At 53.0% G+C, this 12,179-nt stretch carries 12 protein-coding genes; 8 read left to right on the top strand and 4 right to left on the bottom strand.

What is annotated here, in order from left to right; all coding sequences use genetic code 11:
• Window positions 1–28: 28 nt before the first annotated feature.
• The 5 genes from FHS18_RS02255 (at window position 29) to FHS18_RS02235 (ending at window position 4,854) form a co-directional block, all read left to right on the top strand.
• On the top strand, window positions 29–1,639 hold the full coding sequence (locus tag FHS18_RS02255) for a stalk domain-containing protein (RefSeq protein ID WP_246427440.1): 1,611 nt from the start codon (window positions 29–31) through the stop codon (window positions 1,637–1,639).
• Window positions 1,640–1,685: 46 nt separating this feature from the next.
• The gene (locus FHS18_RS02250) at window positions 1,686–2,024 is read left to right on the top strand and encodes a thioredoxin family protein (RefSeq protein WP_183597318.1); all 339 of its coding nucleotides are present in this window, start codon (window positions 1,686–1,688) and stop codon (window positions 2,022–2,024) included.
• Between the two features lie 237 nt (window positions 2,025–2,261).
• Window positions 2,262–3,191 carry a COX15/CtaA family protein gene (locus FHS18_RS02245; protein ID WP_183596445.1) on the top strand — a complete coding sequence of 310 codons (930 nt, stop codon included), beginning with the start codon at window positions 2,262–2,264 and terminating at the stop codon, window positions 3,189–3,191.
• Between the two features lie 92 nt (window positions 3,192–3,283).
• Window positions 3,284–3,994 (top strand): Cthe_2314 family HEPN domain-containing protein, encoded by a 711-nt coding sequence (locus FHS18_RS02240; RefSeq protein ID WP_183596443.1) that lies wholly within the window; start codon window positions 3,284–3,286, stop codon window positions 3,992–3,994.
• An 80-nt stretch (window positions 3,995–4,074) separates the two neighbouring features.
• The gene (locus FHS18_RS02235; protein ID WP_183596441.1) at window positions 4,075–4,854 is read left to right on the top strand and encodes an SDR family oxidoreductase; all 780 of its coding nucleotides are present in this window, start codon (window positions 4,075–4,077) and stop codon (window positions 4,852–4,854) included.
• A 67-nt stretch (window positions 4,855–4,921) separates the two neighbouring features.
• Here the strand turns inward: FHS18_RS02235 and FHS18_RS02230 are convergent, their stop codons facing one another.
• Window positions 4,922–5,164 carry a NifU family protein gene (locus FHS18_RS02230; RefSeq protein ID WP_183596439.1) on the bottom strand — a complete coding sequence of 81 codons (243 nt, stop codon included), beginning with the start codon at window positions 5,162–5,164 and terminating at the stop codon, window positions 4,922–4,924.
• Window positions 5,165–5,246: 82 nt separating this feature from the next.
• Here FHS18_RS02230 and FHS18_RS02225 point away from each other — a divergent pair, with 82 nt between their 5' ends.
• Window positions 5,247–5,519, top strand: a complete 273-nt coding sequence (locus FHS18_RS02225) for a YuzB family protein (RefSeq protein WP_183596436.1) — start codon at window positions 5,247–5,249, stop codon at window positions 5,517–5,519.
• Window positions 5,520–5,536: 17 nt separating this feature from the next.
• Here FHS18_RS02225 and FHS18_RS02220 read toward each other — a convergent pair whose 3' ends face one another.
• Both FHS18_RS02220 and mqnE read right to left on the bottom strand, forming a co-directional pair.
• Window positions 5,537–6,604, bottom strand: a complete 1,068-nt coding sequence (locus FHS18_RS02220) for an NAD(P)/FAD-dependent oxidoreductase (RefSeq protein WP_183596434.1) — start codon at window positions 6,602–6,604, stop codon at window positions 5,537–5,539.
• 109 nt (window positions 6,605–6,713) lie between these two features.
• Window positions 6,714–7,817 (bottom strand): aminofutalosine synthase MqnE, encoded by a 1,104-nt coding sequence (mqnE, locus tag FHS18_RS02215; protein WP_183596432.1) that lies wholly within the window; start codon window positions 7,815–7,817, stop codon window positions 6,714–6,716.
• Window positions 7,818–8,211: 394 nt separating this feature from the next.
• Between mqnE and erpA the strand changes: the two genes are divergently transcribed.
• The gene (gene erpA / locus FHS18_RS02210; protein ID WP_183596430.1) at window positions 8,212–8,574 is read left to right on the top strand and encodes an iron-sulfur cluster insertion protein ErpA; all 363 of its coding nucleotides are present in this window, start codon (window positions 8,212–8,214) and stop codon (window positions 8,572–8,574) included.
• Window positions 8,575–9,840: 1,266 nt separating this feature from the next.
• Here the strand turns inward: erpA and FHS18_RS02205 are convergent.
• A complete protein-coding gene (locus FHS18_RS02205; RefSeq protein ID WP_183596428.1) occupies window positions 9,841–10,785 on the bottom strand; it encodes an aldo/keto reductase in 945 nt (314 codons plus the stop codon).
• A gap of 253 nt (window positions 10,786–11,038) precedes the next feature.
• Here FHS18_RS02205 and FHS18_RS02200 point away from each other — a divergent pair, with 253 nt between their 5' ends.
• On the top strand, window positions 11,039–12,166 hold the full coding sequence (locus tag FHS18_RS02200) for a transglutaminase domain-containing protein (RefSeq protein ID WP_183596426.1): 1,128 nt from the start codon (window positions 11,039–11,041) through the stop codon (window positions 12,164–12,166).
• The last annotated feature ends 13 nt before the right edge of the window (window positions 12,167–12,179 follow it).

Genomic DNA, 12,179 nt, shown 5'->3' with positions numbered 1-12,179 from the left:
TCTTATATTGGGGAGGGGTTTTATTGTGATGAAAAGGTTTTTGGGGAGAAAAACATTGCTGGCCGCTGCGCTAGCGGTCGTCATGATCATTGCGGCCGGCTGTCAGGCCGTAGGCGGGCTGGACTTGAATCAAATGCTGAAGCAGTCGCTTAAGGTGACGTCTTATGAAGGCAGTCAGACTTTAGAGCTTCAGCTTCTGACCGATGAGCAAGCAATCGCCGCGATGGATGAGGAAGAAGCGAAACTGCTCAAGTTGTTCTCGAATGTAAAGCTGTCGCTTACTGATCTGAAGGTAGCGGATGAAGAGCATATGTCGCTTAAAGGCAAGCTTGAGCTGACGGACCGCAGCATCGGCTTCGCTGCGACGGTGAACAAGAACAAGGTCACGTTCGAGCTCGATGGCATCAACAAAGTATTCGATCTCAATCTGGATCGACTCGGCATGCCGCTGGACAGTTCGCTTCTCGCGGTTCCCGAAGATTTCGAGAGCGCGGAAGATGCAGCTGAAGCAGCAGCGACCGAAGAATCGGCTATGGCTGCGCTAGAGCAGCTGACCGACCTGATCTCCGGTTTCGTGATCGACCATCTTCCGAATCCGAGCGGCATCTCCGTGCAGCCTGCTGAAGTGACGGTGGGCGGTCAATCGATCAATGCCATGCATGTATCCGCTTCGCTCAGCGGCGAGCAGATCTATGAATGGCTGCTAGCTTTCATGGATGCACTCTCGCAAGATAAAGAAGGACTCAAGACGCTGCTCCATTCCATCGTCGACCTGCTGGAGAGCCAGGAATCCGCAGTCGGCGGGGAGAGCTTGGAAGAGCTGTTCGGCTCGACGACAGAGGAAGCGCGGGCGGAGATCGACGAAGCCGTGAATGATATGGTGGACAGCATTGCCGAGATGAAGGAAGAGCTCACGCAAGCCAAAACCGAAGATCCGGAAACCTTCCAGGCGATCTTCAATGCGAATACGTCCGTGAAAGCGGATCTGTATGTCGACGGCAAGCTCGATATCCGCAAATCGGTCGTTCAAGCTTCCTTCGTTGCCGGAGAAGAGCTGGTGGAAGAGGAAGTTATGCCGTTTAACGGCTTTACCGTAACGTCAACGACGGAGATGTCCAAGGTGAACGAGTCGATCACGCCGGATGTGATCTACCCAAGACCGTTCGAGACGATCAAGGATTACCAGTTCGAGCGTATGCAGCAGCACCAGTTCCTGAAGCAGATCGATCCGGGTTCGGACCTGTATAAGCTGCTGCATGACGACCTAGGCGTCTTCAAACAACAAGTCATGCTCTTCCCGGATTATGATGAGGCTTATGCGCCAATCGAGACGCCGGAGCACATTACGCTCATCCCATTGCGTTTCGTCGCGAATGAATTCGGCGCTAACGTATCCGGGAACAAGCAACAGATTCTTGTCTATGATGAAGCGACAGGGAAGACCGTCAAGTTCCAGATCGGCGGCAAACAGTTCGACGTGAATGGCGAGATCGTTGCCGCGTCGTATCCGGTGACGACGATTGACGGCGTTACTTATGTAGCCGCGCGCGACTTTGTGAAAATATTCGGCGGTAAGGTATACTGGAACTATGAAGACTATGAGGACTTCAAATATCTCGTCATCGAGCGCGATCTGTAAGACATCCGCGTTCGATGCGGGTTCTAGATGAGAGGTGCTGATGACGATGGAAATCATCCGCGAAGAGGCTTCATTCCGTGAAGCCGTTGCGCAAGAAGGCTTAAGCGTTGTCGTGTTCAAGACGACATGGTGCGCGGACTGTCATTTTATTGATCCTTTTATGCCTGACGTTGAAGCGAAATACGAAGGCAAGATCAAGTTTTACCAAATCGACCGCGACGACCTGCCGGACTTGTGCAGCGAGCTGAACATTCTCGGCATTCCGAGCTTTATCGCATTCCGCAATGGCAACGAAGTCGTCCGTTTCGTAAGCAAGCTGCGCAAGACGCGCGACGAGATCGAACAGTTTCTTGAGCGTGCGCTTCAGGTCGCAGCCGCACTTTAAGGTTTAGCAGCACCACCGAACTGCATGCTCACCGATTCTTTCATCCGCCTTGGGCGGGGGTAAGGAATGGTGGGCATGTTTGCTTTGTTTGGGCCGATTATTGCGCACAATAGAGATGATGACAAAGCTGTGAACCGGGCAGACTTTGTGATTGTGTTCACATTTTCAACATGGTATTTGATATTTGTAATCGTTATAATGAGTGAAGATCATACGCATAGAAACCAGGTGATGACTTTGATATCTAGACGCTATCGTGTACTTGTGCTTGCGGCCTGTATCGGCATGCTCCTTGTCTTGTTAGCGGGAGCGCTTGTAACGAATACGGAGTCGGGGCGTGGCTGCGGAGATGATTGGCCGCTGTGCAACGGCAAATTCGTCCCGGCTTATACGGTTGAGTCGCTCATTGAATATTCGCACAGGCTCGTAACCGGCGTGGTCGGCTTGATCGTGCTGGCGGTATTTGCACTTACACTTAAGGATTATCGGCAATATAAGGAAGCGGTATGGTATTCGGCGGGGACGGGATTCTTCACGATCCTCCAGGCGCTTCTTGGCGCTGCTGCCGTCATATGGCCGACATCGCCGCCGGTCATGGCGCTGCATTTTGGCTTCTCGATCATGGCCTTTACTTGTACAATGCTTCACGTCATGTGGGTAAGAAGGATGCAGAGAGGCTACGATGAGAGCAAGCCGGCGCGAGCGGTTCATCCTGCCGTCTTCTCGCTCACCATGGGGGCGCTGGCCTTTTCCTACGTTGTTATTTATTTGGGAGCGTTCATCCGTCATACGGATTCGGCGGGCGGATGTATCGGCTGGCCGCTATGTAACGGTGCCGTCATTCCGGAGATGGAAGGTGCCACGAGCATTGTATTCGCGCACCGCGTCGGAGCCATTATTCTGGCTTCGCTCATCGGCTGGCTGTACTTTAAGGCTTCCAAGGTTGCGTCCGACATGCCGGGTATCCGACGTTCCGCGAGAGCTTCGTTCGTTCTCGTCATTTGCCAAATCTTCAGCGGCGCGCTGCTCACGGCGACATTGACGAACGAAGATTGGTTCTTGTTCACGAGCTTGCTGCACAATGTCATTGTCTCGTTCTTGTTCGGGGTGATGACCGATCTGGCGATTCGTTCATGGCGCTGGCGGGAAGGACGTTACCGTGGATAACCCAAGCTTGGACGCATGGAATTACCACGTTTGACGGCTCCGGATGCCGGGTAAGCTAGATCAACGATGCGCCAGGAGGTGACGGACAAGCGATGCTTCGAGGAATGTTCGGCGAATCGCCGCGTGAGGCGCATGGCAGACTGCTCGAGTCCATCCAGGCGATGGAGAAGTTCGCTGCCATGCTTCACAAGCGGATCGCCGCTGGTCGAGACGATGACCATAAATTGCGCAAGTATGAAATTTGGACCTATGGTTTGCTCGCCTCGCTGGACGAGCTAGAGCAAAGCTACTATGCCGCGCAGAAATTCGCGGCGATGGTCAAATCCGATTCGTTGGAAGCCATGTCTCCACAGGAGCGGCTTAATTATCAACGGCATATTTATTACGATAAGAATGGATTTATTCGGCTATTCGCGCTTCTGGATAAGCTGGGGACGCTCTTGAATGACTTTTTATCGCTCGGAACCGAGCGGATCAAATCGCAATTTTCTTATTTTACGGTGCTTCGCAACATGCGCGAGCATAATTTGCATCAAGAGTTGTCTGGCGGGTTGAATGCGCTGAAGGACAAGCATAAGGAAGCCGTGAATCGTCTTCGCAAACGGCGTAATACCGAAATTCATTATATGAATTCCGAAATGCAGGATGATCTGAAGCAGAATCACGAAGATTACGGCGGTTACCATAAAGTCGAGGATCTTGGTGCGCAGATGGCGGATTCCCAGCAAGGGCTTGACCTTGTTATCGATAGCCTGCTGATCACGTTCGAATACGCGAGCCGGCAGATGAGGAAACTGAGGTAATGTGCTATACTCTCCATGAGCGGCAGACTTAAGGCATGTGGTGCTTAAGTCTATCGCCTCATGTCAGGGGAGGGTGGATCATGGAGCTCAAGGGGAGGACAGCGCTTATCACAGGCAGCGCCAAAGGCTTGGGAAAAGTGACAGCGCTCACATTGGCAAGGCTTGGCTGCGATATCGTCCTGAATTACGTCACAAGCGAGCAGGAGGCTAAGCAGTTGGCTGCAGATCTTGAACGTTATGGCGTCCGGGCTACCGCAATTCGCGGGGATATTGCGGAGGCAAGCGATGTGACGCAGCTGGCAGCTCAAGCGAAGCAATGGTCGGTCTCGGGAGTCATCGATATTCTCATCAATAACGCAGGCCCGTTCATCCGCGAGCGTCGTTCGTTCGCCGATTATGAAGAGGAAGAGATTACAAGGCTCGTTAATGGTAATTTATTGGGCGTGATGTTGCTTGACCATAAGCTCCTGCCTGGGATGCGCGGGCGCCAATGGGGACGGATTATCCACTTCGGCTTCGGTCATGCGGGAGAAGGGCGAGCATGGCCGCATCGGTCCGTCTATGCGGCTGCGAAGACCGGTCTTGTCTCGTTCACGAAGACGCTGGCCGTCGAAGAAGCTCCGAACGGAATTACGGTACATATGATATGTCCGGGAGATATTAGAGGCGCGAACAAGGAGAAGACGATCGATCAAGTACTCGGCGAACGGGATGAAGAATCCAGGCTTGGACGCCCGGGAACAGGGGAGGACGTCGCTCGGATGGTCGCATTCCTCTGCTTGCCGCAATCGGATTATTTGACCGGCAATATCGTCGACGTGACGGGCGGATTCGATCCGATCAAGACCTCGATCCGATAAGCCAAATAAAAGAGTCTTGCCCTTTCCGCTGGCGGACCGGGCAAGACTCTTATTGTAAGGAAGTACCTTAGAATACTTGGACAACCTCTTGTACGCCTTCGACTTCCTCAAGCAGTGCACGCTCGATGCCTGCCTTGAGCGTGATCGTGGAGCTTGGGCAGCTACCGCATGCACCCATCAGGCGCAGCTTAACGATTCCGTCTTCTACGTCAACGAGCTCTACGTCACCGCCGTCACGTTGTAGGAACGGGCGGAGCTTATCGAGAACGTCCAATACTTCATCATACATCGTTGCTGTATTATCGCTCATTGCAATCAACTCCTTTCTTCCTCTATTATAGTACAAAGTGAGTCAAATGAAAATGGATATCAACGTTAGGTGTGGTGAATGAATGTTAAAGCCAATCATTGAATTTTGTGCGAGCAATATGCATCATGGAACAGACCGGATAATGAATCGGCTCGAACAGAATCCCGATTACGATGTGATCGAGTATGGCTGTCTGGGTAACTGCGGCGAATGCTACTTGGCACCGTTCGGATTAGTGAATGGCGAGATTATCGCGGCCGAAACGGTGGACGAGCTGGAACAACTCATCCTGGAAGCCGTAGAGAAGCAGCAAGCCGAGCGTGAAGCGCTTGATCGGTTAATCGACGATATGTAACGCTTCACCGCCGCCGATTAACCGATATGGTGCTTCGATTTCCAGAGCACGCCGCTCTTCAGCATACGAGGTACGCGTCCCATAAGCGTCGTCTTGCCCATAAGGCCGAATCCGGCTTTCTTGCCGAGGGAGCCGAGCACGCCTTTCAGCTTCATTGGACCTAAGCGAATCGTCTTGTCGTTCCACATCGCTTGCATGACTTGGGCAACCTGTTTGCCCTGCGCGCCTGCGGCTTGGCCGCTCGGAGCGAATGGAATCGAGGCGCAGTCGCCGACGATGAATACTTCCGGATAATCGGGCAATTGATGATATTCATTAATGACCAGGCGGCCTTGCTTATCTTTGGCCAGCGCCATCTTTTGTACGAGCGGAACCGGCTGGATGCCTGCAGTCCATACCGTAGCATCGGTGTAGATCGGCTCAGGCGAATTCGCATCATAGAGCACGCCTTCTTCCAACCGATTCAAGGAAACATGGCTGCGCATCTCGACGTCGTGCTCCAGGAACCAAGAGGAAACGTATTGCTGCACTTTGCCAGGGAAAGCGGACATAACCGAACCGCCGCGGTCAATGATGCGGATGTTCAGATCCGGACGGCTCTCGCGAAGTTCTGCCGCAATCTCGACGCCGGACAGGCCGCCGCCGATAATGGACACCTGGCCGTATGGCTTGACATCGTTCAGCTTATTGTACGTTTGGCGTGCTTGGGAGAAGGTTTGGATACTATTGGAATACAACTCAGCGCCTTCAATCCCGTGATATTTGTCCGTACAGCCGAGCGCGATGACGAGCTTCTCGTATTCAAGCGGGTCTTGGCCGGCGAGATGGACTTGCTTCTTCTCTAGATCGACATCGGTTACTTCGCCGTAGGTGACGATCAGCCGCGGGTCGGACGGGAACGGGACGCGCAGATTGTAATCGGACACTGTACCTGCTGCCAGCGCGTAATATTCCGTCTTCAAGCCCTGATGAGGCATGCGATCGATCAGTACGATCACCGTATCATCGGGAATTTCCCCTTCAAGCAGCTCATGGGCGACCGTAAAGCCGCCATAGCCGCCCCCAAGAATCACAAAACGTTTCATAGAAAATCCCAACCTTCATATCAGCGATTATGTGTAGAACCGGTCATGGACCGGTATACATGATGAAAAAGTCCGCTAACATACGTAGTATGTGCGGATGAGGGGTCGATCACTCGTAAACCTTGACCTCGTTATAGAACGTGTCGCGCTCGACCGGAATACGTCCGGCGCCTTTAATCAACCAGATCAGATCTTCGCGGGTGATGCCTTCAGGCGTAAGCGCGCCGGCTGCGTGGCTGATCTTTTCTTTGACGATCGTGCCGTGCGCATCGGAAGCGCCCATCGTCAGCGCAACTTGGGTCAGCTGCGTGCCGATGTTGATGAAGTATGCTTTGATGTGCTGGAAATTATCGAGCATCAAGCGGCTGATCGCAATGGTCTTGAGATCTTCGAAGGCCGAATTGCGTCTTCGGATGCCGGCTTTCGGATTAATCGGCTGCATGGACAACGGAATGAACACCAAGAAGCCGTTCGTCTCGTCTTGCAGTTCACGGATCTGCGTCAAGTGATCGATGCGGTCTTCGTGTTTCTCGATGGAGCCGTAGAGCATCGTCGTATGCGTGCGCAGCCCTAATTCGTGAGCGGTGCGGTGAACTTGCAGGTATTGGGAGACATCGGCTTTGGTAACGCGCATTTTGCGGCGGTATTCATCCGAGAGAATTTCCGCGCCGCCGCCCGTAAGGCTTTTGAGGCCGGCTTTAATCAGTTCTTGAAGCACTTCTTTGTAGCTGAGTCCGCTGATGCGGGAGAAGAAGTCGATTTCCGCTGCCGTGTAAGCCTTAAGCGTTACATCGGGATAGCGCTCATGTAATGCTTTTAACGAATCTACGTAGTATTGAAACGGAACGTGCTGATTATGGCCGCCAACGATATGGAATTCGCGAACGCCAGGGTGGATGTGCTGCTCGACGTATTCGATCATTTGCTCGCCGCTGAGCGTATAAGCGCCTTCCTGGCCTTCGTCCTTGCGGAAGTTGCAGAATGCGCAGTGCGCTTCGCAGACATTCGTGAAGTACAAGCTCATATTCTCGATAAAATAGACTTTGCGGCCGTTCTTGCGCAGGTTGGCTTCATTCGCCAGCTGTCCGATCGTCAGCAGATCATCGGAACGATACAGGAAAATGCCGTCCTCACGGGTTAAGCGTTCGCCAGCGCGGACTTTCTCGATGATGGCTTGCATTTGTTTGTCTTCTGTCGGTATAACGACGTTCATGAGGGCTTCCTCCTTGTCCGCCGGGCACTGGAAGGTCCGGTCAATAGGGTGTTGGGCAGTGACTTGGTGCGCGTAAGGCTAATCAGCCACGCGGTGCTGTGCATATTCTAGCACTATGTGAAAAAAATTACTTGCACAGCGTCTTACGCCGTACCAGTCCGTCCGAAAGCAAAAGCTCCCCCTATTATAAACCTCACTTCACAGGGCGGCAACTAGAAAGTCGAACAGTGACGAACCTAACCAGCCATTACCAATGCGGAGGCGACCGTCTCTTGAGCGTTCGGGTTAAACGGAGTATACTAAAGGTAATCGAGCGTTTGACCGCTCGCGGCATGCTGGCTAATAGCCGGCGTGACACGTATACGGCCTTGCGCAAGTCAGGGAGGGAATGCAGATGATTACTATTAGCGACACAGCGAACGATAAGATAAAAGAAATGCTCGCCGCCGAAGAAACGCCGGACTTGTTCCTGCGCATCGGGGTGAAAGAAGGCGGCTGCAGCGGCTTCTCCTACGGGATGGGCTTCGATGACGAGCAACACGATGACGATCAGGTCCTGGAGATGTCCGGCCTGAAAGTAGTGGTCGATGCAGAGAGCATCCGATACCTGAACGGTCTGCAGATCGACTTCAAAGAGTCGGCGATGGGCGGGGGCTTCACGATCGATAACCCGAACGCGACGGCAACATGCGGCTGCGGTTCGAGCTTCCGTACAGCGACGGCTGCGGGCAAGCCGAGCGCTGCAGGCGAGTGCTGATCGCTTAAGCGCCGTTCAATAGAAGAACCTCCTGGCGGTTGTCCGCTTCAGGAGGTTCTTTCTTTTTTATCGCCGAATGCCAACCTCAGGTTAAAGCTATTCGTACAAGAAGTGCTCGATGCTGTGCAGCACAACCGCGAACACAACTTCAAAGATCGTTTCCATAACGACTCCTTTCTTGTTACTTGGTGATGCGGTCTTAACCGTTGTTGCGCCGGAAAAAGGATAAAGAATATCGTGCCCGGATGCCGGTCTTTTATGCATCGGAAGGGGATGGATGAACGCCGGAATGCAGATGCAGTGGAGTGGAACGCAAAGGAAAAGAGAGCCCTTGTTACAGGGCTCTCCTTGACGGTGAATTTAGAATGAGTCAACCTACAGTCGCACAATCTGTTTTAAGAAATCTGGCGTTTATAACCTTGAGCATAGCTCTGCGGCACAACCCCTCGCTTCTTCAATCAGGAATGTGTTACTTCAGCCTATCTCCTGTGAGTTCTTGCCCCAATCGGTTCAATGGAACCACACCTCTCTCCTCACCGTCCTTTATAGAATGGCCCGAATCGGCGGTTCTTATACAGCTTGGCGAGAAAATTATTTTGTTTTTGTAAAAGGTTAACGGTTGGCGCAAACCAGACCGGTTTTCCGGGCAAAAGAAAAGAGAGCCCTTGTTACAGGACTCTCCCTGACGGTGATCATAGAATGAGACAACTTCAGGTTTCACATCTGTCAAGAAATCCGGTGTTTACAACCTTGAGCATAGCTCTGCGGCACAACCCCTCGCTTCTTCGATCAAAATGTGTTACTTCCGTTTACCTCTTGTGAGTTCGTTCACCGTTTGGCTCAATGGAACCACACCTCGCTTCTCACCGTCGATATTATAATGTCCGGGAAGGGGCCGGTCTATTCATCGGGTCGAAAAAATCATTTTTCGCCTTTCCCGCAAGCAGGATCGCAGTCAGGGCAGAGACAGGGCAGGCAAAAGAAAAGAGAGCCCTTGTTACGGGGCTCTCCTTGACGGTGATTTTAGAATGAGACAACTTCAGGTTTCACATCTGCTTCAAGAAATCCGGTGTTTATTACCTTGAGCATAGCTCTGCGGCACAACCCCTCGCTTCTTCAATCATAATGTGTTACTTCCGTTTACCTCTTGTGAGTTCGTTCACCATTTGGCTCAATGGAACCACACCTCGCTTGTCACCGTCGATAATTATGATGTCCGGCTAGCGGATGTCCTATACAGGACGAGCCGCATTTTTATAAAAAAAGTTACTCTGCCGCAATCCCGCGAATCTCGACGAGCGTAGCTTCATCCAACGTTACATCGGCAGCCGGCAGAATGCCGGTAATGTGCGAAGGTTTGCGTACGCCGACCAGAGCGCTGGTCAGCGCAGGGTGGGCAAGGACATAGGCTACCGCCAGTTGAGGCAAGGTCAGATCGAAGCGGGCCGCAATGGCTTTAAGACGCTCGGCTTTGTCGACGTTCTGACGCAGGCCTTCGCCTGTATGGGCTTTATTGCGCGAACGCCAATCGTCTTCGCTGAACTTCGTATCGTAGGTGTAGTTGCCTGACAGCAGTCCGGAAGTGAGCGGACTGTATGCGACGACGCCAATCCCATGCTGCTGACAGAAGGGAAGTACCTGCTGCTCTACGGCAGGGCGGAGAATGGAGTACGGCGGCTGTAACGAATCAACGTGCCTAACCGTGAGCGAACGCTCCAACTGTTCAACAGTATAATTGGACATGCCGACATGACGGATTTTGCCGTCTTGCACGAGCTTGTCCATCGCGCGCATCGTCTCTTCCTGCGAGGCATCTTCGGCTGGCCAGTGCATTTGGTACAGGTCGATGTAATCGGTGCCGAGCCGCTTGAGGGAAGCTTCCGCTTCACGAAGGATCGATTCATAGGCGCCGCTGCGGGCAATCGTATTGCGCTCATCCCATACAAGCCCGCATTTAGTGGCTAGGATAACCTTGTGCCGGTCGCTGCCGATCGCCCGTCCGAGCACTTCTTCCGAGTGGCCAAGACCATATACCGCCGCCGTATCGTAGAAAGTTACGCCCGCGTCGAGCGCGACCCGCACGCTCTCGATCGAGAGAGCATCGTCCTGCTCGCCCCATGCGCTTGCCCAGCCGCCGCCGCCGATGGCCCATGTTCCGAATCCGATAACCGAGACGTCAGGTCCGTTCTTCCCCAGCTTGCGATATTTCATCTTCTCCTCACTCCTTCATGAATGTGTAGGCCGTTTAAGCCGCCATTTCCATTATAAAGCAGTTGCCGTTCGTATAAAAATTCGTCCCCTAGTTACTTAAAATGTTCACAGAGCTCGGCTATACTTGGTCCGAGCCTCACGTATATATAGGCATGCTCATCCAATTCATGGGATGGCAGGAAGGTGTCGTAATGTGTCGATACGTATGCTAGTATTAGAACGAACAAGCGTAACGAAGAGAGGGAACTAGCGAATGAGACATTGGGCAAAAGGCCTCCTGGCGGCAAGCATCTTGCTTGGATTCGGATCGGCATCGGCAGGGAGCCTTGTTCCGCATGTATCCGCAGCGGCCGCATTGACGGCAAGCCAAACCAAGATGCAACAGCAGCTGACCAACGCACTGAATCAGCGACTGGACTCCTATACGATTTCCTACAGCGGCACCAAGGCTTCGCTTAAGACAGACGTGGATAAGGCGCTGGAAGCCGCGATGGCCGCTAACGATTATCTCCATTACATCGTCAAATCCTATGCGACGACCGCCACATTCAAAGGGAATGCGGCAACGGTTGTGTTCAAATTTACGTATTGGGAGTCGCTTGAGCAGACAAAGCTCGTCCAGCAGCGCGTGACCAAAGTGCTGAGCAACATCGTGTCAAAGTCGATGAACGATCATCAGAAGGCCAAAGCGATCCATGACTGGATCGTCGCCAACCTTGCGTACGACACGAAGCTCGTCTCCCATTCGGCTTATGACGGCTTATTCAAGGGAAGCACGGTATGCCAGGGTTATGCGCTGCTCACCTACGAGATGATGAAGCAGGCGGGCATTCCGGTGCGGATCGTGGAAGGAACGTCGCGCGGGCAAGCCCATGCCTGGAATCTGATCCAGCTCGGCGGCCAATGGTATCATATCGATACGACCTGGGACGATCCCGTGCCGAACGTGGCAGGCCGGGTGACGTACAACTATTACAACGTGACGGATACGCAGCTGCGCGCCGACCATGCGTGGAAGAGCGCGGATTATCCGAAGGCCGTGACCGCGTATGAGCAGACGCTTCAGAAGCTGGCGGCATCGGATAAGAGCAGATCGGCCTTTTATACGAATTTGTACAACACGATGGGTTACATCTACCTGACGGACGCCTACACGGTCACAAGCGTGCAGGGGCTGATCGACAAGATTACGGCTGCCGCCAGCCAAGGGCAGAAGACGCTGACCTTCCGTTATACGAGAGGGTCGACGGTGACGGCGGACTTGAAGAAGGCGCTCGCCGCGCAGACCAATCTGTCCAAATTCAGCTATACGACCGAATCTTACAGTCGTACGCCGTCGTCCACGGACAAATTGATTCGCCTTACGCTAGTTTACGCATGAGGCACGGTAATGC

The sequence above is a fragment of the Paenibacillus phyllosphaerae genome, from assembly GCF_014192105.1.
In the GTDB taxonomy this organism is placed as follows: Bacteria; Bacillota; Bacilli; order Paenibacillales; family Paenibacillaceae; genus Paenibacillus_Z; species Paenibacillus_Z phyllosphaerae.
The sequence above is the reverse complement of the archived record's forward strand: the minus strand, read 5'-3'. Positions and strand labels throughout refer to the sequence as shown.